This is a genomic window from Streptomyces sp. NPDC039736, assembly GCF_055596485.1.
Genome location: NZ_JBVIUQ010000001.1, coordinates 818,529 through 841,805, shown reverse-complemented (window position 1 = coordinate 841,805; position 23,277 = coordinate 818,529). Strand labels below are relative to the sequence as shown.

General features: G+C 74.6%; 16 protein-coding genes. 5 read left to right on the top strand and 11 right to left on the bottom strand.

The genetic code is table 11. The features are described 5' to 3' along the window. Positions 1 to 3: 3 nt before the first annotated feature. The 3 genes from ACZ56L_RS03560 to ACZ56L_RS03550 all read left to right on the top strand — a co-directional run bounded on the left by ACZ56L_RS03560 (position 4) and on the right by ACZ56L_RS03550 (position 5,868). Positions 4 to 2,463, top strand: a complete 2,460-nt coding sequence (locus ACZ56L_RS03560) for a DUF5682 family protein (protein WP_471061069.1) — start codon at positions 4 to 6, stop codon at positions 2,461 to 2,463. A 73-nt stretch (positions 2,464 to 2,536) separates the two neighbouring features. Further along, positions 2,537 to 3,808: a VWA domain-containing protein gene (locus tag ACZ56L_RS03555; RefSeq protein WP_471061066.1), complete on the top strand. Its 1,272-nt coding sequence runs from the start codon at positions 2,537 to 2,539 to the stop codon at positions 3,806 to 3,808. Then, entirely contained in the window at positions 3,805 to 5,868 is a 2,064-nt protein-coding gene (locus ACZ56L_RS03550) for a hypothetical protein (protein WP_471061063.1), read from the top strand. The genes ACZ56L_RS03555 and ACZ56L_RS03550 overlap by 4 nt, the downstream gene beginning before the upstream one ends. Before the next feature lie 61 nt (positions 5,869 to 5,929). Here the strand turns inward: ACZ56L_RS03550 and ACZ56L_RS03545 are convergent, their stop codons facing one another. From ACZ56L_RS03545 to ACZ56L_RS03530, 4 genes are all read right to left on the bottom strand, one after another. Then, a complete protein-coding gene (locus ACZ56L_RS03545) occupies positions 5,930 to 6,466 on the bottom strand; it encodes a thioesterase family protein (protein WP_345219081.1) in 537 nt (178 codons plus the stop codon). A 50-nt stretch (positions 6,467 to 6,516) separates the two neighbouring features. Further along, positions 6,517 to 7,503, bottom strand: coding sequence for a 3-hydroxyacyl-CoA dehydrogenase NAD-binding domain-containing protein (locus ACZ56L_RS03540; protein WP_471061060.1), 987 nt, complete (start codon positions 7,501 to 7,503; stop codon positions 6,517 to 6,519). A gap of 122 nt (positions 7,504 to 7,625) precedes the next feature. After that, the gene (locus ACZ56L_RS03535) at positions 7,626 to 8,528 is read right to left on the bottom strand and encodes a beta-keto acid cleavage family enzyme (protein ID WP_471061057.1); all 903 of its coding nucleotides are present in this window, start codon (positions 8,526 to 8,528) and stop codon (positions 7,626 to 7,628) included. A gap of 37 nt (positions 8,529 to 8,565) precedes the next feature. Further along, a complete protein-coding gene (locus ACZ56L_RS03530; protein WP_471061054.1) occupies positions 8,566 to 9,450 on the bottom strand; it encodes a TetR/AcrR family transcriptional regulator in 885 nt (294 codons plus the stop codon). Positions 9,451 to 9,650: 200 nt separating this feature from the next. On the opposite strand from ACZ56L_RS03530, the gene ACZ56L_RS03525 reads away from it, so the two are divergent. Beyond that, positions 9,651 to 10,946 carry an MFS transporter gene (locus ACZ56L_RS03525; protein WP_345218523.1) on the top strand — a complete coding sequence of 432 codons (1,296 nt, stop codon included), beginning with the start codon at positions 9,651 to 9,653 and terminating at the stop codon, positions 10,944 to 10,946. A gap of 98 nt (positions 10,947 to 11,044) precedes the next feature. Here ACZ56L_RS03525 and ACZ56L_RS03520 read toward each other — a convergent pair whose 3' ends face one another. The 6 genes from ACZ56L_RS03520 to qcrB all read right to left on the bottom strand — a co-directional run bounded on the left by ACZ56L_RS03520 (position 11,045) and on the right by qcrB (position 18,930). After that, positions 11,045 to 13,723 (bottom strand): AAA family ATPase, encoded by a 2,679-nt coding sequence (locus ACZ56L_RS03520; RefSeq protein WP_471061051.1) that lies wholly within the window; start codon positions 13,721 to 13,723, stop codon positions 11,045 to 11,047. Between the two features lie 142 nt (positions 13,724 to 13,865). After that, positions 13,866 to 14,915 carry a YeiH family protein gene (locus ACZ56L_RS03515; protein WP_468684468.1) on the bottom strand — a complete coding sequence of 350 codons (1,050 nt, stop codon included), beginning with the start codon at positions 14,913 to 14,915 and terminating at the stop codon, positions 13,866 to 13,868. Further along, positions 14,915 to 15,484, bottom strand: coding sequence for a cysteine dioxygenase family protein (locus ACZ56L_RS03510; protein WP_345218518.1), 570 nt, complete (start codon positions 15,482 to 15,484; stop codon positions 14,915 to 14,917). Before ACZ56L_RS03510 ends, ACZ56L_RS03515 begins: the two co-directional genes overlap by 1 nt. Before the next feature lie 88 nt (positions 15,485 to 15,572). Beyond that, a complete protein-coding gene (locus tag ACZ56L_RS03505) occupies positions 15,573 to 16,478 on the bottom strand; it encodes a LysR family transcriptional regulator (RefSeq protein WP_345218516.1) in 906 nt (301 codons plus the stop codon). A gap of 84 nt (positions 16,479 to 16,562) precedes the next feature. Continuing rightward, on the bottom strand, positions 16,563 to 17,078 hold the full coding sequence (locus ACZ56L_RS03500; RefSeq protein WP_471061046.1) for a hypothetical protein: 516 nt from the start codon (positions 17,076 to 17,078) through the stop codon (positions 16,563 to 16,565). A gap of 142 nt (positions 17,079 to 17,220) precedes the next feature. Beyond that, positions 17,221 to 18,930 (bottom strand): cytochrome bc1 complex cytochrome b subunit, encoded by a 1,710-nt coding sequence (gene qcrB / locus ACZ56L_RS03495; protein ID WP_471061043.1) that lies wholly within the window; start codon positions 18,928 to 18,930, stop codon positions 17,221 to 17,223. A gap of 854 nt (positions 18,931 to 19,784) precedes the next feature. Between qcrB and ACZ56L_RS03490 the strand changes: the two genes are divergently transcribed. Further along, entirely contained in the window at positions 19,785 to 21,005 is a 1,221-nt protein-coding gene (locus ACZ56L_RS03490) for a hypothetical protein (RefSeq protein WP_471061040.1), read from the top strand. On the opposite strand, the gene ACZ56L_RS03485 is transcribed toward ACZ56L_RS03490, so the two are convergent. Next, positions 20,974 to 23,142, bottom strand: a complete 2,169-nt coding sequence (locus tag ACZ56L_RS03485) for a tetratricopeptide repeat protein (protein ID WP_471061036.1) — start codon at positions 23,140 to 23,142, stop codon at positions 20,974 to 20,976. The genes ACZ56L_RS03490 and ACZ56L_RS03485 overlap by 32 nt on opposite strands. Positions 23,143 to 23,277: the final 135 nt, after the last annotated feature.

The following is a 23,277-nucleotide window of genomic DNA, read 5'->3' as shown; positions in this document are numbered from 1 at the left end:
GCGATGGGCGGGCGGGTGCGGCTGTTGGGGGTGCGGCACCACTCCCCCGCCTGCGCGCGGCTGGTCGCCGCCGCGATCGAGGAGCTGCGTCCCGCGTACGTCCTGGTGGAGGGCCCGGCGGACATGAACGGGCGGCTGGACGAACTGCTGCTGGGGCACGAGCTGCCGGTGGCGGTCTTCAGCCACTACCGCCACGCCGGCCGGTCGGCGACCTCGTGGACGCCGCTGTGCGCGTACTCCCCGGAATGGGTGGCGCTGACGGCGGGCCGGGCGGCCGGTGCGCAGGTCGCCTTCATCGATCTGCCGGCCTGGCATCCGGCGTTCGCCGAGCGCGCCAACCGGTACGCGGACGCGGAGCTGCGGTACGCGCGGGCGACGGAGCGCCTGTGCGAGCGGTTCGCGGTGGACTCCGTGGACGCGCTCTGGGACCGGTTGTTCGAGGTGGAGCCCGCGGACGGGCTGTGGGAGCGGCTGGACGCCTACTTCGACCTGGTGCGCGGCGATGCCCAGGCGGAACCGGGCGACACGGCGCGCGAGGCGTACATGGCGTCCTGGGTGCGGGCGGCTGCCCGGGCGGCGGGCGACCGTCCGGTGCTGGTCGTCACGGGCGGCTTCCACACTCCCGCGCTGCGGGGGCTGACCGGGGCGGACGCGGAGGCCGGCGCGGGGCAGGAGTGGCCGGAGGTTCCGCTGCCGGAACCGGACGCGGTGGCCGGCAGCTATCTGGTGCCGTACTCCTACCGGCAGTTGGACGCCTTCGCCGGGTACCAGTCGGGGATGCCGTCGCCGGGCTACTACGAGCAGGTGTGGGAGCGCGGGCCGCGGGAGGCGGCCGACGCGCTGGTGCGGGCCGTCGCCGGGCGGCTGCGCGCCCGCAGGCACCCGGTGTCCACGGCCGATCTCGTGGCCGCCCGTGCCCTCACCCGGGGGCTGGCCCTGCTGCGCGGGCACTCCCGCCCGGCCAGGACGGACGTGCTGGACGGGCTGGCCGGTGCGCTGATCACGGACGACCTGGCCGGTCCGCTGCCGTGGACCGGCCGGGGCGGGCTCGCCGCGGGGACGCATCCGGTGGTGGTCGAGATGGTGGCCGCGTGCAGCGGTGACCGGGTGGGTCGGCTGCATCCGAACACCCCCGCACCGCCCCTGGTGCACGAGGTCGCGGCGCTGCTGGCCGATGCGGGAATCCGCACCGGCCGGCCGCTGACGCTGGACCTTGGCGACGGCCGGGACCTGGAGCGCAGCCGTCTCCTGCACCGGCTGCGCGTGCTCGGCGTGCCGGGGCACGAACGGACTGCGGGCCCGGCGCACGGTGCGGATCCGGTGTTCACCGAGCGCTGGGAGCCCGGGGAGCGCGCCGGCCGGGACGCGGCACTGGTCGAGGCCGGATCGTACGGGGCTCGGCTCGACGGGGCGGCCGCCGCCGTGCTCGCGGAGCGGGCCGGGGGCGCGGGCCGGGAAGGACTCGCGGCCGCCCTGTTCGACGCGGTGCTGTGCGGGGCGGCCTCGGTGTCGGACCGGCTGCTGGCCGAACTCGCCACGGGTGTCGGGGAGGTGAAGGAGCCCGGGGCGCTGGGTGAGGTGCTGGCGACGGCACTCGGGCTGTGGCGGCACGACCGGGTGTTCGGGGTGGCGCGCGGACCCCTGCTGGGCGCACTGGTGGGCGAGGCGGCCCTGCGGGGTCTGTGGCTGCTGGAGGGGCTGCGCGGAGGGCCGGGCGTGGACTTCGGGCGGCTGCGCGCGGTGGTGGCCCTGCGTGACGCGTGCGTGCACGCGCCGGAAGCGGTGCCGGTGCCGCGGGAGGCGGTGGCGGACGCGGCCCGCCGTGTCTCCCGGGACGCGGAAGCCCCTGCCGATCTGCGGGGCGCGGCCTTCGCGCTGTGCCGGACGCTGGTGCGGGAGGAACGAGGGGCGCGGGAGGAACGGCAGGAACGGCAGGAAGGTGAGAAGGAGGCCGGGGGCAGTACCCGGTCGGCGTCCTCGCGTACCGGACCGGGGTCTGCCCGGGGCGGCAGGTCCCTGCCGCGCGCGGCCGCCGACGAGGTGTTCGCGCTCGCCGGGAGCGGCGAGCAGCTCGGGGACTGGCTGGCCGGCCTCTTCGCGGTGGCCCGCGACCAGGTCTCCCGGGCGCGGGGCCCGGCGGGCGACGCGCTCGTCGGCGTGCTGGACTCGCTCGTCGGGGCCATGTCCGACGAGGAGTTCCTGGTGGCCCTGCCCTCGCTGCGGCAGGCCTTCGCGTTCTTCCCGCCCAGGGAACGCGAGCACATCGCGCGGCAGTTGCTGGAGCGACGCCGGCTGCGGGGCTCGGCACGCTCCCTGCTGCGCACGGGTACGGACCCGCTGGTGGTGGCCGAGGGCCGGGCCCTGGAGAAGTCCGTGGACGACCTGCTCGCCCGGTACGGGCTGGACACCGCTTCGCCCGGGGCGGAACACACGCAACGGCCGCAGGACGAGGTGCGGCGATGAGCGACGACCGACAGCGGCAAGGACGGAACGCCCCGATGAACGACGACCGACGGCCGCAGGAAGGAGCACCGCGATGAGCGACGACGAACCGGCCGCCGAGGAGCACGGCACCGCGGCGGCCCCGGCCCCGCACGCCGGTACCGGCACGGCCGGCGACGGCAGCGGCGCGGGCGGGCGTGGCGACGACCGGGGCGGGGACGCCGCGCTGGAGCGGTGGCGGTTGATCCTGGGCGAGCCCGCCGAGCGCCCCGCGGGCGGGCTCGCCGGGCGGGCGGCGGCGCGGGACGCGGCCCTGGAGTGGCTGTACGGGCGGGACCCGGACCTCGCCCGGCGCGGTGTGCGGCGCGCCCGGGGCGCCGGTGGCGGTGCGGAACGCGGTCGTGGCGCGGGGCACGGACCGTCGGCGGTGACGGCCGTCGACTGGCTCGACGAGGTGCACCGGCTCTTCCCGAAGGAGACCGTGGAGCGGCTGGAGCGGGATGCCGTGGAGCGCTACGGCATCGAGGAGATCGTCACCGACCCGGCGGTCCTGGAACGGGTCGAGCCCAGCGCCACCCTGCTCAAGGCGGTCCTGCGCACGAAGCACCTGATGAACCCGGAGGTGCTGCGGCTCGCCCGGCGCATCGTGGCGGAGGTGGTGCGGCACCTGACGGAGCGGCTGCGCCCCGAGATCCGGCAGGCTTTCCACGGCACCCGCTCGCGCCGCCCCGGCAACCGCCAGGTGGCCCGGAACTTCGACTTCCGCGCCACCGTCCGGGCCAACCTGGCGCACTACCGCCCGCGGGAGAAGCGGCTGCTGATCGAGAAACCGCACTTCCACTCGCGTACCGCACGCCACCTCGACCAGTGGCAGTTGGTGCTGCTCGTCGACCAGTCCGGCTCGATGGCGGGCTCCGTGATCCACTCGGCGGTGACCGCCGCCTGCCTGTGGGGGCTGCCGGGGCTGAAGACCCGTCTGGTCGCCTTCGACACCTCCGTCGTCGACCTGACCGGCGACGTCACGGACCCGGTGGAGCTCCTGATGCGGGTGCAGCTCGGCGGCGGCACCGACATCGCGCGGGCCGTGGACTACGGGGCGGGCCTGGTCGAGAACCCGCGGCGGTGCGTGTTCGCCGTGGTGAGCGACTTCCACGAGGGCGGCGACCCGTACCGCCTGGTGCGGACCGTGCGCGGGCTGGTCGAGCAGGGCACGACCGTGCTCGGGCTGGCCGCCCTCGACGAGGACGCGAACCCGGCGTACGACAGGGAGCTGGGCCAACGGCTCGCGGACGCGGGGGCCCACATGGGGGCGATGACACCGGGGCAGCTCGCCGTGTTCGTCGCCGAGCGGCTGGCGGGACGATGACGGCACGAGCGGCCGTCCGGGCGGACCTGCTGGCCCTCTCCCCCGACACGCTCGCCTCGCTGGCCAACCGGGGCCTGGTCAAGCGCGCGACGAAGGACCTGGACGCGGGGGCGGGCCCGGACGTCTCGGTCGCCGACGACGGTCTCGTACGGGCCGTGTACGAGGACGGCACGCAAACGGAGCTGCCGCCCGGCGCGGGCCTGGACCGCGGCCGCTGCTCGTGCGCCGCGCCCGGCATCTGCCGGCACCTCGTCGGCCTGGTCCTGGCGCACCAGCGGTCGGCGGCCGCGGGGCCGGAGGCGGTCGCAGCCGCCGACGGGGAGCCGCCCGCTCCCTGGTCCCCCGGCGCGTTCGGCGACGAGGCGCTCGCTGCCGCCGTCGGCGCGCGTGCGCTGGCGCGGGCCCGGCGGGTCTTCGAAGGCGGGTACACCGCCGAGGTGCATCCGGCCACGCCCGCCGCACCCGAACCGTGGGTCGAACTGCCCACCTGCACCGTGCGGTTCCCCGTGCCCGGCGAGATCGGCCACGCGCTCACGGACGCCTCCCCCGCACTGCGCGGCGAGATGCTGGCGCTCGCCGTCTGGGCCTTCCGGGCGGCCGGGGCGCGGCCCTCCGAGTCGGGGGCGGCCGCTCCCGTCCGGCTGGAGGTGGGCGGCGGCCACCACCCGTCCCGCGCGGCCCGCACCGCCCTGGACCGTGCGGTCACCGCCGTGGACGACCTCCTCGCCGACGGCGTCGCCCACGCGGGCCCGCTCGTCGGCGGCTCCCTCCGGTCGAGCGGCACGGCCCTGGCCTCGGCCGGACTGCACTGGCCCGCAGGGGTCGTCGCCGACCTCGCCGCACAGGTCGAGGCGTACGGGGACCGCAGCGCCGCCCACCGGGCCGAGGACCTGGCCGCGCTGGCCGGTGAGTTGTACGCCCGGCACCGGGTCGCCGCCGCCGGTCCCGGCGCGTACGCCGACGTGCTGGGCGTGCGGGAGGCCGGGGAGACCGCGCTGCGCCGGGTCCGGCTGGTCGCCCTGGGCTGCCGGGTGCGCGGCGCGGGCCCGGCGACGTGCGCCGAGGTGTTCTTCGCACACCCCGAAGCGGGCGTCGTGCTGGTGCTGCGCAGGGAGTGGACGGCACGGGAGGGCGACGGGACCCCGCCGCCGAGCGGCCCCGACGTCGGGACCCGGCGCGTGCTGGGCACCACCCTGCGGGCGCTCGCCACGGGCAGTCTGATCAGCGAGAGCGCCCGGCGCACGGCGGGCCGCGCGCTGGTGCTGGGCCGCAGCCGGGTCGCCACGACGACGGTCGTCGCGGTGGGTTCGGCCTGGACCTCGCTGCCGGAACCCCTTCTGGTCCGGGACCTGGCGGCGCACACCGCCGACTGGGACCGTCGGCCGCCCCGGCTGCTGCGCCCGCGGGTGGCGGCGGAGGCCGTACGGGTGGTGGAGCTCTCGTGGGTGGGCCCGGTGGCATACGACCCGGCCGGGCAGCGGCTGTCGGCCGAGGTGCGGGACGCGGCGGGCAACGGGGCCGTGCTGAGTGCCGGGTACGACCCGCGGTGCCCGGACGCGCTGGACGTCCTGGCCGACGCGCTGGCGGAGGGCGCCGGTACGCGGTGGGTGAGCGGGGTACTGTCCCGGGCCGGTGGCCGCGTCCGGATCGACCCGCTCGCCGTCCTGACGCCGGCCGGGGTGACGGTGCCGGACCTCGCACCGGCCGCGTCCGGCTCCGTGCCCGCGTCGGCGGACCGGGTGCCGCCGCCGGTGGGCGGGCCCGCCACGCACCGGGCGGACGACGACGTGGCCACGGCGGTCGGCCGGGCGCTGACGGCGCTCGCCGAGGCCGCGCACCACGGGCTGCGGAGTTCGCCGCCGTCCGTGCTGTCCGCGCTGGACGACGCCGGGGACCGGCTGGCCCGGTGCGGGCTGGACCGGGCCGCCGGTCTGGTGCGGGCGGTTCCCGCCGCGCTCCCCCGGGGCGTCACGGCGGTCCGTGACGCCTGGGTGGAGGCGCAGATACGGCTGCTGGTGACCGCCGAACTGCACCGGGAGCGCGACGTCCGAGCCGGTTGAGCACGCGCGGCCCCGGCCCGGCCCGGCACTCCGGGAGCGCGACGCCCGGACCGGTTGACCGCTACCGGGCGTCGGCAGCGGCCGGTGCGGCCGCCGGGACCTCCGCGATGGAGCGGCCCGCCCAGGACGGGGCGTCCTCGGTCAGGCTCGCCAGGCGTTCGCGGATGATCTCCGGGAAGCCGGTGGCGCGGCCCGCCGCCTGGTCGACGTGCAGGGCGAGGAGTTCGGTGGTGGCCACGGGCTCGGCCTCGGTCGGCAGGGTCATGGGCGCCTCCCCCGAGACCGCGGTGTCCACGACGAACAGTTCGTGGGCGAAGCGCACCTTCTTCGCGGCGACGCCCAGCACCCGGGTGCGCACGGCCAGGCGGGCGCCCTCCGGTACGTCGTCGAGGTAGCGGAGGTGTGCCTCGACCGTGTAGAGGGAGCAGCCGGTGGTCTCGCGGTAGCCCGCGTGCAGGCCGGTCTCGATCATCATGGCGTCGGTGGCGTACCCGAAGACGAGGACGTAGAAGGCCTCGCTCATGTGGCCGTTGTAGTCGATCCACTCGGGACGCACCGTGTGGTGGACGAGCGGCAGGCAGTCGACGACGCAGTCCAGTTCGGTGGTGTCGGTGACGTCCTGGCGGTCCCCGACGCGTGCTTCGCCGCTCACTCGGCCGCCTCCCCCGCGGTGCGCTGCCGCGGCAGGCGGCCGGTGGCGCGCAGGACGTCGATGACGCCCCGGTCGCGTTCGGCGACGAGGTCGGCGATGGTGCGCCCGTCGGCGGCTTCGTCGCATCCGGCGACCACCGCGTCGTACAGCTTCCGGTCGAGTTCGGGTGCTTCCAGGCGGGTCCACGGGGACTTCAGGGACGGGCCGAAGTGGTCGAGCATGTGGGCCATGCCGCCCTCGCCGCCGGCGAGGGCGAAGGTGAGCATCGGTCCCATGAAGGCCCAGCGCAGACCGGGCCCTTCGGTGATGGAGGCGTCGATCTCGCGGACGGTGGCCTCACCGTTGGCGATCATGTGCAGGGCCTCGCGCCACAGGGCTTCCTGGAGGCGGTTGGCGATGAAGCCGGGGACCTCCCGGTCCATGGTGATGACGGACTTGCCCGCGACCTCGTAGAAGCGGGACGCCCAGGCGACGGTCCCGGCGCTGGTGCGCTCGCCGCCGACGACCTCGACCAGGGGGATGAGGTAGGGCGGGTTGAAGGGGTGGCCGACGACGAGGCGGCCGGGGTCGGCGGCCTCGGTCTGCATGTCGGTCATCGGGTAGCCGGAGGTGGAGGACGCGATGACGACTCCGGCGGGGGCGGCGGCGTCGAGCCGGCGGAGCAGGTCGCGTTTCAGCTCCAGCTTCTCGGGGGCGCTCTCCTGGACGAACTGGGCGTCGGCGACGGCCTCCTGGAGGGTCGCGGCGACGGTCAGCCGGTCCGCGCAGGCACCCTCGGCGAGGCCGAGCCGGGTGAGTGCGGGCCAGGCGGCGTCCACGAGGCGGCGCAGCTTCGGCTCGGTGTCGGGGGCGGGGTCCCAGGCGGTGACGTCGTAGCCGCGGGCCAGGAAGTGGGCGACCCAGCCGCCGCCGATGACACCGGCGCCGACACAGGCGACGCGGCGCACGTCCTCGGGGGCGCAGGGGGGTGTGGGGGAGGTCATGGTGGGGGGAAACTCCTCGTGCTGCGGAACAGGTGTGACAGATTTTCAGGCAATGGGTCTTTCAGGCAATGGAGCTTTTGGGCATGGAGCTTTCCGGCAGTCGGGCTTAGGCCAGCCGGACTTCAGTCGCGCGGCTTGAGGCCCAGCACGGTGCGGGCCTCGTCCGCGGTGGCGACCCGGGAGCCCAGCGACTCGGTGATGGTGACGGCACGCTCGACGAGTCGGGCGTTGGTGGCCTTGTCGCCCTTGCCGAGGTAGAGGTTGTCCTCCAGGCCGACCCGGACGTGCCCGCCGAGCAGGATGGACTGGGCCACCCACGGCATCTGCATCCGGCCGAGGGCGAAGCTGGCGAACTGGGCGCCGTCGGGCAGCAGGTTGACCATGGACTGGAGGATGCCGGGGTCGGCGGGCGCGCCCCAGGGGATGCCCATGCAGAGCTGGAAGACGGTGGGGTCGTCCAGCAGCCCCTCGGCCCTGAGCTGCTTGGCGAACCACAGCTGGCCGGTGTCGAAGATCTCCAACTCGGGCCGTACGCCCAGCTCCTGGATGCGCCGGGCCCCGGCGCGGAGCATGTCGGGGGTGGAGACGTAGAGGTTGTCGCCGAAGTTCAGCGAGCCGCAGTCGAGCGTGCAGATGTCGGGGAGCAGGTCCTCGACGTGCGGGAGCCGGTCGAGCCCGCCGACCAGGTCGGTGCCGGGCAGCGGGAAGCCCTTGAGCGGCTGGTCCGGGTCGACCACCAGGTCGCCGCCCATGCCGGCGGTGAGGTTGATGACGACATCGGTGCCGGTCTCCTTGATCCGCTCGACGACTTCGCGGTAGAGGCGCGGGTCGCGGGAGGGGTCGCCGGTCTCGGGGTCGCGGACGTGGATGTGCACGACGGCGGCCCCGGCCTCGGCCGCCTCGACGGCGGAGGCGGCTATCTGCTCCGGGGCGACGGGTACGTGCGGGCTCTTGCGGACGGTGTCGCCCGCCCCGGTGAGGGCGCAGGTGATGACGACGTTCTGGTTGACGGCGGTTTCGGCCATGTGAATCTCCTTGTGTACGACGGATGTTGACGCTGCGTCAGGGGATGAGCGTGGCGGCGACATGGGCCAGGAGCGCGTCGTGCATGGCGCGTGCGCTGGTGCCGTCCCCGTCCGGGGCGGCCGCGAGCACCTGGCCGGCGAGTCCGTCGATGAGGGCGGTGAGGCTCAGCGCCGCGGCCTGCGGGTCGGTGCCGGGGCGGAAGACGCCCTGGTCGACTCCGCGCCGCAGGACGTCGGCGACGGTGTCCCGCCACTGCCGGTAGTAGTCGACGTGCAGCCGCCCCACGGCGGTCGAGCGGGCCGCCTCGGCCCACAGGTCGACCCAGACCAGCCACTGGCGGCGCTGCTGCTCGGTGTAGGGGACCTGGAGTTCGATGAGCCGGTGCAGTTCGGCGGCGGGGTCCGGGTCGTCGGCGCGGGCGGCCCGGCGGGCGGTGTCCTCGTCCATGCACCAGCGGACGGCGGCTTCGAGGAGGTCGTCCCGGCCGGGGAAGTGGTAGTGGACGGCCGCGGTGCTGGTGGCGCAGGCCTCGGCGATGTCGGCGACCCGCACGGCGTGGAAGCCGCGCTCGGCGATCAGCCGGACGGTCTCCCGCACGATCTGGCGGGGCCGGCCGCCCTCGGGCGCGGTCGCCGCCCGGCCGCCACGCCGTACCGGTGCGGTCTGCGGGGCACGCGCCCCCAGCAGCCACCCCACGTCCGCCCCGGCGGTGTCGGCGATCCGGGCCAGTTCGGCGGCGGTGAAGCGCCGGGTGCCGCCGAGCGAGCGGGAGAGCTTCGAGGGGTCCATCACGACCCGCCGGGCGAACTCGCGCTGGCTGACCCCCGCGGCGGCGACGACCTCCCGGACGCGGGCGGCGACCGCGGCGGCGGAGTCGGGCGGGGGTTCCCGCACCGGGGGCGGGGCCTCGGGCTGCTGCATGGTCGGCCACCGTACGCAGGTATTGAGCAAATCTCAACGCGCATCGTGCGCTGCCAGCGGATTGTGGCACCGACTGATGCGCCAGTCAGCGCGGACGGCCGATCGGCGCCGGATGTCTCCCCGGTCACGGCGGCAGTCCTTAACGCCGCCTTCACGAAAGCCCCTTGTGCGGCTCCCCCGATTCCGCGAGGGTCCTGATCATGACTGAGACGACCAGGCCGGCCGCGCCGCCGAACCCCGTCCGCAAACCCCTCAGGCAACTGCTCGCAGCCTCCGTGGGCAATGCCGTGGAGTGGTACGACTGGTACGCGTACACCTTCCTCGCCACCTTCATCGCCGCGCAGATCTTCCCCAGGAGCGCGGGCAGTCCGCTCGTGCCGCTGCTGTCGACCTTCGCCGTGTTCGCGGTCGGGTTCTTCATGCGGCCGGTCGGCGGGCTGCTGCTCGGGGCGGTCGCCGACCGGCACGGGCGGCGGACCGCGCTGACGGTGACGATCCTGCTGATGGGCGGCAGCAGTCTGCTGGTCGGGCTGACGCCGACGTACGCGTCGGTGGGGGTGCTCGCGCCGGTGGTCCTGGTGGTGGCGCGGTTGCTCCAGGGCCTGTCCGTGGGCGGGGAGTTCGCCGCTTCGACGACGTTCCTGGTGGAGTCGGCGGGGCCCGGCAGGCGCGGGCTGTTCTCCAGTTTCCAGTACGTGTCCACGACCGCGGGGCAGCTCGCCGCGTCCGGGATCGCCGCGCTGCTGGTGTCGAACCTGAGCGACGGGCAGATGAACGGGTGGGGCTGGCGGGTGCCGTTCCTGCTCGGCGCGGTGCTGAGCCTGGTGGGGTTCTGGATTCGTCGCGGGGCGCACGAGACGCACGCGCCGGTGGAGCGCACCGAGCGGCCGGGCCTGTTCGACGCGCTGCGCAAGTACCCGCGTCAGTCGCTGCTGATCTGCGGCATCACCGCGGGCGGCACCATCTCGTACTACACGTGGACGTCCTACCTGCCGACGTACGCGGAGCTCAACGGAGGTTTCGACAAGTCGGACGCGCTGCTCGCGGGGACGATCTCGCTGGCGTTCTTCGCCGTCCTCCAGCCGTTGGGCGGGCTGCTCTCGGACCGGATCGGGCGGCGTCCGCTGCTGCTGTTCTCGGGTCTTGGGTTCGCGCTGCTGATCGTGCCGCTGCTGCGGGTCGTCGACGGGGGCGTGTCGTTCGGCACGCTGGTGCTGGTGAGCTGCGCCGGGATGGTGCTGCTGACGGGGTTCACCTCGATCTCGGCGGCGGTCAACGCGGAGATCTTCCCGGCGAAGGTGCGCGCCTCGGGCATCGGGTTCCCGTACTCGCTGACGGTGGCGCTGTTCGGCGGGACCGCGCCGTACATGGGGACCATGTTCAAGGACATCGGCAGGCCGGGGCTGTTCCCGTGGTACGTCGCCGCGCTGTGCCTGGTCTCGTCGGCGGTGTTCTTCCGGCTGCCGGAGAACGCGCACAAGGACCTGCAGAAGTAGGCCGCCCGGGGCTTCCCGGCGCGACGGCGGCACGGCGATGGCACGACTGCGCGGGAGAAGCGCCCGGCGCACCAGCCGCGCCGGGCGGGCGCGAGGCGTTACTCGTCGCCGCGCAGGAAGCCCAGCTCGCGCAGGGCCTGGTCGGCCGCCTTGACCAGGGCGGCGGCCCCGCAGTTGACCGCGTGCGCGCGGCCCTTCTCCAGTTCGGCGCGGGAGCGGGTGGCGATGCCCCACTCGACGCGGGCCGCCGCGTGCTCGTACTTGCACGGCGAGGAGCTGAGCAGGTCCACCGCACGCCGCAGCAGTTCCGCCTTCCGGTGCCCCCGGGCCAGCTCCGCCTGGCAGCGCATGGCTTCGCCGATCGCGGTGTTCGTGCCGAACCGCTCGGCCTTCTCCCGCGCGTACGCCGCCAGCTCGGCCGCCCGGTCCGGGTCGGTGGGCGCGACGGCACGGGCCAGGTCCAGGGCCCACGGGGCGAACACCGTGTTGTGCCTGCCGCGGGCCTGCAACGCCGCGCCGGCCGCCTCCAGTTCGGCGATGGCCTCCTTGGTGCGGCCCTGGGTCAGCAGCAGCCTGCCGCGCACGGACGCGGCGTCGGGGATCAGGATGGTCGTGGGGTACGGAGCCTCGAACTTGGACGCCTCGGCGACCTTCTGGGCCTCTCCGCACAGGCCGCGGGCCAGCAGCGTGTCGATGAGCATGCAGACCGCGTCCCAGTGCATGGGCAGGCCGTGCCCGATGCGCTCGGCGAGCCGCACGCCCTCCCTCAGGTCCTTCTCGGCGCGCACCAGGTTGCCGCGCCTGCGCTGGAGGTAACCGGTCAGGACGTACGCGAAGGCGAGGTGGCCGCCGCTCCAGCCCGCCTCGGTGAACGCCCGGCGGGCCTCTCCGAACAGGGCCTCGGCGCGGTCGAGCTGGTCGGCGAAGGCGTAGCTGAGGCCCAGCGGTGCGGGCGCCTCGAAGCCCCAGGTGAGGTCCGTCCAGCTCAGGCCGTCGGGGAGGCTGCCGTTGACCAGGGCGCGGTCGCCGATCTCCACGACGGTCTGCCAGTCCTCGCCGATGGCGGTCGCGTCGAACGCGCGCAGCATCAGCAGGGCCTGCTCGGTGGTGTCCCTGCCCGTGACCCGGGCGGCCGCCTCCTTGAGCCGGAGGGATCTGGCGGGGCCGTCGCGCTCGGTGGCGTACACGCCCTCCCAGAGGAACTGCACGGTCTGCAGGCGCATCCGCAGCGGTCCCGGCGGTGCGGCGGCCGCCGCCTCGGCCACCATCTGGCCGGCCTCGGCGATCTGGTCGTTGTGCGTGAGCGCCTGGGACAGCAGGAACACCGCGTCGGCCTGCTGCTCGTCGGTCAGCCCCGGCTGGCCGAGGGCCGCCTTCAGGTGCTCGGCGGCGTCGCGGGGCGAGCTGAGGGCGATGACCTTGCCCAGTTCGTACTGCACCTGGGCGAAGACGGTGGGCGACGGCGGCTCCTCCAGCGCCCGCTCCAGACACAGCCGGGCGGCGTCCGGCGCGCCGACCGCGACGTACTCCCGGTGGGCGGCGCGCATCTGCTCGACCAGCTCCGCGTTGGACTCCGGCGGTACGTCCATGAGGTAGCGGGATGCTTCGGCCGCGCCGCGCCCCTCCCTCAGCAGCACGTCGGCGACGATGCCGTACAGGGCCTTGCGGACCCAGGTGGGGACGGCCTCGTTGACGGCCGTGGCGATGGTGGGGTGGACGAACTCCAGGTGCTCGTCCTCGCCCTTGAGGATGCGGGCGTCGCGCAGCCACTGGGCGCAGGCGACCGCCTCCTCGATGCTGATCGGGACCACTTGCGCGGCGCGCTTGAGGGAGACGTCGGACTCCATGACGGCGACGGCGAACGCGAAGCTGAGGGTGTTGCCGCCCTTGGCCGTGAGCCGCTCCATCAGCCCCTTGGGGCGCTCGGACACCATCAGCGGGCGCAGGGACTCCGCCATGCCCTCGACGGGGTCGATGTGCTGTTCCTTGGCGCGGGCGATGAGCGCGACGGTCTCGAAGAGGTTGCCGCCCGTCACCGCCCACACCTGCCGGCAGAACGGGTCGTCGGCGTGCTCGCCGAGCACCGTGCGGGCGAAACTGGCCGTGCCGTCCGGGCTGAGCGGGCGCAGCAGGAAGTCCGTGCCCGTCCGGCGCACGGCGGTGTCGAGCTCGCCCAGCAGGGCCGCGGTCTCGCCCTCGGCCTCGTTGGTCCGGTACGCGGTGACCAGCAGCAGGGGCAGCTCGCCGACCCGGGCGGCGAACGGGACCAGCCAGCGCAGGGTCTCCAGGTCGCTCCACTGCAGGTCGTCGACGACCAGGACCAGCGGGCGGTGATGGGCGGCGAGCCGGCCGACCAGGGCGTCGAGGCCGTCCCGGACGCCCTGCGGGTCGGCGTGCACCTCGCTGCTGGGCGGGGTGATGCCGAGCGCGGGGGCGATGCTGGTGTGCCAGTCGCCCAGCAGGCCGCGCGGCGTCCCGCCGACGCCCGCGAGGGCTGGCTGCAGCAGTTGGCGTACGACGTGGAAGGCGACGGAGGCGACCGTCTCGCCGCCGCGGGCGGACCAGACGACGCAGTCGCGGGCGCGGGCGAGGCGCTGGATCTCCGTGAGGAGGGCGGTCTTGCCGATGCCGGCGACGCCGCGGAACAGCAGGACGCCGCCACGGGGGAAGGGGTCGCCGCACAGGGCGTCGAGGGCCCGCGCGGCCGCTTCCCGTTCCGCGTCGCGTTCGATCAACTGCGGGGCGGGCGCTGGGATTTCCGGCCGGGGCACGGGCATTCCTTCCCCTCGGTTCGTCGGAATTCCGAGCGTATCCCCCTGCGTCGGCCCCTGACCACCTTCTTCCGGATTTCCCCCGCCGGGACCTCGTCCCTCCCCGGTACGCCCGAAGGGAGGAGGCCCCGGAGAGGGGTGCCGGGGGTCAGGCCGTGAGGAGGACGCCCGCGTAGGAGACGCCCGCCACTACCACCCACGCCGCGAGTCCGAGGCCCGCCACCCGGCCCCCCGTCCGCGTCAGCGACGGCAGGTGGACGGCGCTGCCCAGGCCGAACAGCGCCGCGGCGAGCAGGAGTTCCTGGGCGTGCTGGGCCAGGTCGAGGCCGATGCCCGGGACCAGGCCCGTGCTGCGCAGGAGCACCATGGCCAGGAAGCCCGCCACGAACAGCGGCACGACGGGCGGTCGCCGCTGCCCCGCCGCCACCGGCGCGGTGCGGCGGCGCCGGACCGAGAGCGCCACCGCCGCCACCAGGGGGGCCAGCAGCGCGACCCGCATCAGCTTCACCAGGACCGCTTCGCCCAGCGCCCCCGGCCCCGCCGTCTGCGCCGTCGCGACGACCTGGCCCACGTCGTGCACGCTCGCCCCGACCCAGCGGCCGAACTCCGCGTCGGTGAGGCCCAACGGGCCGTGCAGCAGGGGCAGTACCGCGATGGCGAGCGTGCCGCACAGGGTGACCAGGGCGACGGAGGTCGCCGTGTCGCGTTCGTCGCTGTCGGTGGCCTCGGCCACCGCGCCGATCGCCGAGGCCCCGCAGATCGAGTAGCCCGTGGCGACGAGCAGGGGTTGGTCGCCCGGCAGGCCCATCCGCCGGCCCAGCCACCAGGTGCCGAAGAAGGTCGCCGCCACCACGGCCAGCACCATCAGCACCGTCGCCCAGCCGATGCCCAGGACGTCGTCCAGGCTCAGCTTCAGGCCCAGCAGCACGATGCCGACCCGCATCAGGCGCTTGCCGGCGAAGGTCAGGCCGGGGCGCGCCGCGCCGCGTACCGTCGTACGCGCCCACGGCAGGTGCGCCGCGACGATGCCGAGCACGACGGCCGCCGTCAGCATCGGCACGGCCGGCACCAGGCGGTGCACGCCCCAGGCGACGGCCACGCCGAGGGCGGCCAGGGCCAGGCCCGGCAGTGTGCCGGGGGCGGCCGGGGCGCCGGTGAGCGGGCGGTGACGGGTCGGGCGTTCCCGCAGGAGCGCCATCAGCGGTCGGCCGGGAGGTCGTACACGCGGCGGACGCTGGAGCCGATGCGGGAGATGTCCGCGCCGTAGACGTGCAGGGATATCGCCAGGTCGGCACAGGCGTTCCAGACCCGGTGGATGTCGCCGGGCGGCGCGAAGCCGCAGACCGCGCCGCGCGGGTTGACGACGTCGTCGGTGGCGACGAGGTGGGCGGCGACCTCCCGCGTCGCGGGGACCAGCCGGTAGCGGCGTTCGCGCTCCTCGCCGGTGTGGACGCCGGTCGTGCACCAGGAGACGTGGTCGTGGACGGAGGTCCGCTGGCCGGGCAGCCAGACGAGGGCGACGACCGAGAAGCTGCCGTCGTGCTCGGCGTGCAGCAGGTGCTGGCGGTAGGTGGCGGGGTCCGGCTCCTGCTGCTCCTCGGTCAGCAGGTCGGCCGCGCCCAGGTGCGGGGCGAGGCGTTCGCCGACGAGGTAGGCGGTGAGGTCCGGCGGCAGGCCCTGGCCCACGGCTTCGCGTACCGAAGCGACCAGGGCGTCCAGGCGGGCGGTCGTGCGCGCGGCCGTGTAGGCGGTCGAAGTCGTGGTCATACCGGCAGCGTGCGGCCGCCCCATCCATCACGTCCAACACCGATTCGTACGCAGTTCCCCAAATTCTGCTTATACGATTCAGCGGACCTCAGCAGCCGATCTTGTGGGCGGCGACGGTCCTGAGTTCGTCCAGGACGAGTGCCGTGGCGGGTATGCGCAGGTGTTCGCGCAGTGCGTACGCGGAGACCTGGCGCTTCGAGGCGGGGGCGAGCGCCCGGCCGGTGACCTGTTCGTGGCGCAGGAAGTTGAGGACCAGGCCCGGCATCATCGCGATGCCGAGGCCCTCCGCGACGAGGCTCTGCACGACGAGGTTGTCGTCGGTGGTGAACGCGATGTCGGGCGCGAAGCCCTGCGCGGCGCACTCGTGGAGGAAGTGGACGCGGCAGCGCAGACAGCCCGCGATCCAGCGCTCCTCGGCCAGGTCGGCGAGCTCGACGGTGCGGCGGCGGGTCAGGGGGTGCCGGGTCGGGAGCAGGACGAGGAGCTGGTCCTCCAGCAGCGGCACCTCCATCACCTCCTCCGGGATCTCCTCCTCAAGTCCCGGGTAGGTGAAGGCCAGCGCGATGTCGCACTCCCCGCGCACCAGCCGCTGCAAGGACTCCGGCGGCTCCTCCTCGCTCAGCTCGACCCGCACCCCGGGATGCCCGGAGGCGAGCCGGGCCAGGGTCTCGGGGACCAGGGTGGCGTTGGCGCTGGGGAACGCGCACAGCCGCACCCGGCCGGTGTGCAGCCGGGTGAGCGCGGCCATCTGCTGCTGGGCGGCGCTCATGGTGTCGAGGATCGCGGCGGCGTGCCGGCAGAGGGTCTCCCCCGCCTCGGTGAGACGCAGCCCGCGGCCGGCGCGGGTGAAGAGGGGGGTGCCGACGTCCCGTTCGAGGGCCTTCATCTGCTGGGTGATCGCGGGCTGGGTGTATCCCAGAGCGCGCGCGGCGGCCGAGTAGGACCCGGTGCGCACCACTTCGTGGAAGGTCTTGATGTGCCTCGAATCGAACACCGGGTCAGCATAGCGGGGGGTGCGGCCGCGGATCATAAGCAGGTTTTGGGGTGCCGCCCGGCCGGTGGGCGGGAGCGCGGGCGATCACCCGGCGAGGGGGGCGGGGGCCGGTGGGGCCGGTGGGCCGACGACCCGGAAGGTGATGCGGACCTGCCGCGTCCCGCCGCCCGCCCGGACCACGGCCGTGCCCTCCCGCACCGCGCGCACCTCCCACTCCCGGTAGCCCGGGTCCGTCGCGTACGTCACGGGGACGACGGCGACCGCGGGCCCGTCGGCGGTGGCCTCTCCCGAGGGCGCCGGACCGGAACCCGGCCCCGACCTCATTCCCGATCCCGCATCCGGACCCCGGTCCGGGCCGGTGAGCCGCAGCAGCGCGACGCCGCCGGGCGTGAGGGTGAGCGTGCGCCCCGAGTCCTCCCGGGTGAGGGAGAGCCGGGCGGAGGTCGGGGTGCCGGGCAGGTCGGGCAGGGGTGCGGAGGCGGCCAGGGTGCGCCCGGGGACGGGCTCGGGGCCGATGCAGGCGGTCGCCGCCATCCCGACGGCCAGGGCTGCGGCGGCCGCGGACCAGCGCGCCGCGCGGCGAACGGAACGTTGACACATGGCAGGATCTTCGCCCGCCGGGAGGGGTCCCGGGCCCCGGATGCGGGATCCGTGCGCACCTTCTCCGTCCTTCTGCGGGTCGTGCGCACCTTCTTCACCCTTCCTCGGGTGGTGCGCACCTCTCCTCCGTCCTTCCGCGGGTTCAGTGCCGCTGCGGCTCCTGGGCGTGTCCGCCGTGCCCGCCGTGCCCGGCGCCGCCGTCGTGCCCGCCGTGCCCGTTCGCCAGGGCCCGGCGGTACTCCTCCGCCGTCGGTTTCGGTACGTACGTCCCGGGCCCGTACATCGCCTTCGCCAGCCGCGCGCGCAGCCGGTCGGAGCGTTTCACGGGCCGGCGCACGCCGTTGGCGTCGGTCTCGGGGCCGATCTCGAAGGGCACCGGCTGCTCGTGGGCGGTGAGGGTGTGCAGCTCGGCCTGCGAGAGGGGGGCGTGCACTTCGACGTACTCACCGTGCGGCAGCCGTTTGATCGTGCCGCTCTCGCGGCCGTGCAACGCCTTCTCCGCGTCGCGCAGTTGGAGTCCCTGGCAGATCCGCCGGGTGATCAGGAAGGCCAGCACCGGGGCCACGAAGAAGGCGACCCGTACGAACCAGGTGATGGCGTTGAGGGACAGTTGGAAGTGCGTCGCGACGATGTCGTTGCCGCCGCCGATCAGCGCCACCACGTACACCGTCAGCCAGGCGACCCCGAGGCCGGTCCTGGTGGGGGCGTTGCGGGGCCGCTGCGCGATGTGGTGTTCGCGTTTGTCCTTGGTGACCCACGCCTCGACGAACGGGTACACCGCGATGGCCGCCATGACCAGCGGGAAGAGCGTGAACGGGAGGAAGACGCCGAGGTTGAGCGTGTGCCCCCAGGCGTTGATCTCCCAGCTCGGCATCACCCTGATCAGCCCCTCGGAGAAGCCGAGGTACCAGTCGGGCTGCGCGCCGGTGGAGACGTGGTCGGGGCGGTAGGGGCCCATGGCCCACACGGGGTTGATGGAGAAGGTGCCCGCGACGACGGCGATGACGCCGAAGACCAGGAAGAAGAAGCCGCCCGCCTTGGCCGTGTAGACCGGCATGAAGGGCGCGCCGACGACGTTCTTCTCGGTGCGGCCGGGCCCCGCGAACTGGGTGTGCTTGTGGTAGAAGACCAGGATCAGATGGGCGACGACCAGCCCCAGCATGATCCCCGGCAGCAGCAGGATGTGGATCGGATACAGCCGGGCGATGATGTCGTCGCCCGGGAACTCGCCCCCGAAGAGGAAGAACGCGAGGTAGGTCCCGACCACCGGGACGGACAGGATCGCGCCGTGCGCGAAGCGCAGGCCGGTGCCGGAGAGCAGGTCGTCGGGGAGCGAGTAGCCGGTGAGTCCGGTGATCATGCCGAGGAACAGCAGGGTCCAGCCGAATAGCCAGTTCAGCTCGCGCGGCTTGCGGAAGGCGCCGGTGAAGAAGACGCGCATCATGTGCACGAGCATCGCGGCCACGAAGATCAGGGCGGCCCAGTGGTGGATCTGCCGGATGAGCAGCCCGCCGCGCACCTCGAAGCTGATGTCGAGGGTGGACTCGTACGCGCGGGTCATCCTGATCCCGTGCATCGGGGTGTACGAGCCGTGGTAGACGACCTCGGCGCTGCTCGGCTCGAAGAAGAGGGTGAGGTAGATGCCGGTGAGGATGATGATCAGGAAGCTGTAGAGGCAGATCTCACCGAGCATGAACGACCAGTGGTCCGGAAAGATCTTCCGCAGGTTGGCCTTGGCCATCGGGTAGAGCCCGAGCCGCCCGTCCGCCCAGTCGGCCAGCTTCTCGCCCTTGCCGGGCGGTGCCGGCCGTGCGCTGTCGCCCTGGGTGAGTCCGCCGCCACTGCTGCTCATACGACCCCCTCATACGGACCTCTCAGAGTAGGCGCGTCGCCATACAGATCCAACAGGGTTGACGACGCAGGCCGTTGATGTGTGAGGCGACGGCTGAAAAAGGGGCGGCGGGGGCTGTTCCGGGAGGGGCCGCACGGCGCGGGAGGCGGCTGGATATCGTTGCCGGTCACGGAGTGCGGGAGCGAGGACGGGGCGCGGAGCCGGGAGGGGGAACGCGTGGCGGGTCCGGGACGCGAGGACTGGATACGGGTGCCGGTCGGGGACGACGCACGACGGTGGGCCACGCGCGGCGGCTGCCGTCTGGTGCTGTTCGTGGTGCACAACGTGACGTCGGCGACCCGGCTGCTGGACGTGGTCCCGCTCTTCGACGACGACACCGGGGTGCAGTTGCTGGCGACCTGCCCCGGCTCGTCGCCGTTCCGGGCCGGGGTCGAGGAACTGCTGGCGGGGGTCGGGGTGCCGGTGCTTCCGTGGGAGCAGGCGCTCGCGACGCCGGTGGACCTCGCGCTGTCAGCGAGCTTCGGGGGCGAACTCCACCTGTTGCAGGGGAAGTTGGCCATCCTCTCGCACGGGGTTGGCTACACTAAAAGGCTGGCCGCGCCGGACGCCGGACGCCGGACGCCGGACGCCGGACGCCGGACGCCGGACGCCGGACGCCGGACGCCGGACGCCGGACGCCGGACGCCGGACGCCCTTCGTGCGAGGCCCCGGCGGAGGTCCGTGCCGCAGAGTCGTCCCCGCCGCCCGTCTTCGGCCTCTCCGCCCCGTGGCTGCTGCACGACGGCGTCCCCGTCGCCGACGCCCTCGTCCTCTCCCACCCCGAGCAGCAGGCCCGCCTCAAGGAGGCCTGCCCCGTGGCCGCCCCCCTCGGCGTCCTCGCCGGTGACCCCTGTTTCGACCGCATCCTGGCGGCCCGCCCGAGCCGTACGTACTTCCGCAACGCCCTGGGGGTCCGGTCCGGCCAACGCCTGATCGTCGTCAACTCCACCTGGAACCCCGAGTCCCTGTTCGGCGACGGCGGCGGCGAGGACCTGCTGCCCGTCCTGCTGCCCCGGCTGATCTCCGAACTCCCCGTCGACGAGTACCGGGTCGCCGTCGTCCTGCATCCGAACATCTGGGCCGGCCACGGACCCGGCCAGATCCGCTCCTGGCTGGACCGGGCCCGCCGAGCCGGAATTCTCCTGGTCGATCCGCTGCACCACTGGCGGCAGGCGCTCGTCGCCGCCGACGCGGTGATCGGTGACCACGGCGCGGTCTCGTTCTACGCCGCCGCTCTCGGCACACCCGTCCTGCTCGGGGCGGCCCCGTTGGCGGGGCTCGCCCCGGACACGCCGGTCGCCGAATTCGTCGCGCGGGCACCGCGCCTGGACCCGTACCTGCCGCTCCTCCCCCAGTTCCACCGGCTCCTCGCACAGCACCGGCCGTCGCGGGAGGCCGCCGCGTTCACGAGCTCCGCCCCCGGTGAGTCCGCGACGCTGCTGCGCCGCCTCTGCTACGGGCTCATGGCCCGGCCCGAACCGTCCGGGCCCGCGCGCCTCGTACCGCTGCTGTCTCCGCCGTACGAACCCGGAGAGATCACCGCGCCCCTGCACGTGGTGACCGCACGCGGTCCCGGCGACGAGATCGCGGTGACCCGGTACGCCGATCCGCGCACCGCGCCCGAGGTGCGCGGGGAGGTCCACGAGGCGGTGCACGAGGACACCAGGAACCCGGAGCGGCTCGCGCTCGCCGATCTCATCCACCGCGCGAACGCCTCCGACGACCCCCGCTTCGGCGGGCCCGCCCGCTGGACGGCGGGGGTGCTCGACCGCTTCCCGCGGTGCGCGCTCGCGGTGTACGTCACCGGCCCCGACACCTGCACGGTCCGCACCCGGCGGGGTGCGCTGCTGCGCCTGGCGGGCACGCCGGGCGCGGACCCGGTCGTGTACGCGTCCGCCCTGTACGGCTCCGAGTCGTACGCCTCCCCGCCGCGCACGGCCGGCGCGCCGGAGCCGGTGCGTCACCTGCGGGTGCGGACCGGCCCCGCCGTGCACCGGGTGACGGTCACCGCCCTGCCGGATCCCCTCCGGGGCTGACGTAAAGGGCGCGCAGTCGTCGCAGGTACCCCAGGTGCGCGTCGCCCCGCTCCCGCTCCAGTACGACGATCGCCTCGTCGACGAGCGGCAGGGCTGCGGCCTGCTCGGCCGGGCCCGCCCGTCGGGTGCCGTCCACGTGGGTGCGGGCGAGGTCGGTGAGGGTGCGTGCCGTGTTGTACGCGTCGGCGCTCGCGCGGAAGTGCCGCAGCGCCGCTTCGAGCCGCCCGCGTGCCTCGTCGGTCCGGCCCAGTCCGGCGAGCGCCCGGCCCCGGTGCCGTTCGAGGAGGGCGTGGGCGCGGGGCAGGTCCGCGGCGCCCTCGCCGTCGGGTGCGACGGTCGCGTACAGGCCGGCCGCCTCGTCGAAGAGGGCGAAGGCCTCCTCCCACCGCCACTGCGCCAGCCGCAGCATCCCGAGCCCCTCGACCGCCGAGGCGTGCCCCCGGGCGTGTCCGGCGGCGCTCTCGTCGCGGGCGGCGGCGAGCAGTTCGCGCTCGGCCTCCTCGTGGCGTTCGAGCGCGGTGAGGGCGAAGCCCAGGTGGGCGTGCATCATCGCGGCGGTGCGGGTGCCGGGGAAGTGCGCGTCGGCGGTGCGGGCCCCTGTGTGCAGGGCGGGCAGCAGGACGTCCAGGTGACCGGCCTTCAGCTGCAACGGCCACATGGCACGGACCAGCCTGCACACGGTGTCGGGGCGGCCGAACTCGTCGGCGGCGGCGACCGCTTCGGCCAGGTTCGCGGACTCGGCGGCGAGGGCGGCGACGGCGTCGCCCGGCTGTGCGTACGTCACGTCCTCGTCGGTGTCGCGGGGCCGGGGCGAGCGCCAGCTCTGCGGCAGGGCGGCCCGGGCGGTCGGCTCGGCGAAGCGCAGGTATCCGTCGAGTACGCGCCCGACGGCGGCCGAGCACACGGCGGGTCCGTCCTCCCGGGCGGCCGCCTGCTCGGCGTGGGCTCGCACCGAGGGCCGCTGCCGATAGGTCCCCGCGCCCGCGGTGTCGAGGAGCCGGGCGTCGGCGAGCAGGTCCAGGGCGCGGGCCGCGTCGGAGGCGACGAGGTTGGCGGCCCGCGCGGCCAGCGACGCGGTGACGGCGGGCCACGGCCGCAGCGCGGTGAGCCGGTGGGCGCGGGCGGTGACGGGGTCGAGGGACCGGTAGGCGTGGTCGATGGCGGTGCGGACGGCGTCACGTTCGGTCATGGCGGGTAACGGGGTCCTCTCCGTGCGGGGTTGCGGCACCCGGGCCAGCCGGGGTGCGGCGGCCAGCACCGCGTACGGCGATCCGCCGCAGTCGGCGATCACCGACGGCAGCAGGGCCCGTGCCGCGTCGACGGCGGGCCGGCCCGCCGTCGCTTCCAGGAGCTTGCGGACGTGCTTGTCGGCGAGCGGCCCGACGGGGACGCGCAGGGCGGGGACGCGCAGCAGCGGATCGCGGGCGGTGATCAGAGTGACCACCCCGGGGCCGGTGGCGATCAGGGGTTCCACCTGGGCGGGGGACGTGGCGTGGTCGAGTACGACGAGGAGGTCGAGGCCGGCGACGCAGCGGCGGAAGTGGGCGGCCCGGTACTCCACCGAGGGCGGTGTCTCCTCCTCGGGAACGCCGAGTTGGCGCAGCGCCTCCCGCAGCGCGGCACCGGGGCCCATCCTGCCCTCGGGCCCGCTGCGCAGGTCGAGGTACACCTGCCCGTCCTTGAACCGCCGTTCCGCCTCGCGTCCGCCCCAGCACCGGGCGATCTCGGTGGTGCCGATGCCCTCGGGTCCGTGCAGCAGGGCCACCTTGGGTCTGCCGTCGGGTCTGCGGGAGGCTTCCGCGTCGAGCGCCTTCAGCACCTGCTGACGGTTCGTGAAGTGCCGTGAGGCGGCGGGCAGTCGGGGCACCGAGCGGGCGCCGTCCGCGCGCCGCACGGTGCGGGCGAAGGCCTCCCAGTCGCGGGCGAGAGCGGGGTCCCGCCGCATCGACTCGTACAACTGCTGCGCCATGGCGTCCACTTGCCGCGGGCCGGCCGGGGCGGTGGCCTCCCGCCCCAGCATCCGCTGGACCAGCGAGCCGGCCGACTGCCACACCCATTTGCCCGCTTCGGAGGCCGTCCCCGCCGCGACGGCGCCCAGCACCGCCGAAATGGCCCCCACCGAGATGGGATCGAACATCCCGCACTCCCCCGTCGTCCGCCGCCCCGCTCCGACCGTGCCCCTGGCGGATCAACCGTATCCACCGGGGCGGCCGTCCGGCACCCCGCGGGGGCCTGTGCCGTCGCGGGCGGCCGTAGGGTGGCGAGGGAGGCC

Coding starts and splice junctions, on each gene's coding strand:
- ACZ56L_RS03535 (WP_471061057.1), bottom strand. CDS start 8,528: ATGGCCGAAACCGCCGTCAACCAGAACGTCGTCATCACCTGCGCCCTC.
- ACZ56L_RS03520 (WP_471061051.1), bottom strand. CDS start 13,723: ATGCCCGTGCCCCGGCCGGAAATCCCAGCGCCCGCCCCGCAGTTGATC.
- ACZ56L_RS03555 (WP_471061066.1), top strand. CDS start 2,537: ATGAGCGACGACGAACCGGCCGCCGAGGAGCACGGCACCGCGGCGGCC.
- ACZ56L_RS03525 (WP_345218523.1), top strand. CDS start 9,651: ATGACTGAGACGACCAGGCCGGCCGCGCCGCCGAACCCCGTCCGCAAA.
- ACZ56L_RS03485 (WP_471061036.1), bottom strand. CDS start 23,142: ATGTTCGATCCCATCTCGGTGGGGGCCATTTCGGCGGTGCTGGGCGCC.
- ACZ56L_RS03560 (WP_471061069.1), top strand. CDS start 4: ATGGGCGGGCGGGTGCGGCTGTTGGGGGTGCGGCACCACTCCCCCGCC.
- ACZ56L_RS03510 (WP_345218518.1), bottom strand. CDS start 15,484: ATGACCACGACTTCGACCGCCTACACGGCCGCGCGCACGACCGCCCGC.
- ACZ56L_RS03540 (WP_471061060.1), bottom strand. CDS start 7,503: ATGACCTCCCCCACACCCCCCTGCGCCCCCGAGGACGTGCGCCGCGTC.
- qcrB (WP_471061043.1), bottom strand. CDS start 18,930: ATGAGCAGCAGTGGCGGCGGACTCACCCAGGGCGACAGCGCACGGCCG.
- ACZ56L_RS03515 (WP_468684468.1), bottom strand. CDS start 14,915: ATGGCGCTCCTGCGGGAACGCCCGACCCGTCACCGCCCGCTCACCGGC.
- ACZ56L_RS03530 (WP_471061054.1), bottom strand. CDS start 9,450: ATGCAGCAGCCCGAGGCCCCGCCCCCGGTGCGGGAACCCCCGCCCGAC.
- ACZ56L_RS03550 (WP_471061063.1), top strand. CDS start 3,805: ATGACGGCACGAGCGGCCGTCCGGGCGGACCTGCTGGCCCTCTCCCCC.
- ACZ56L_RS03500 (WP_471061046.1), bottom strand. CDS start 17,078: ATGTGTCAACGTTCCGTTCGCCGCGCGGCGCGCTGGTCCGCGGCCGCC.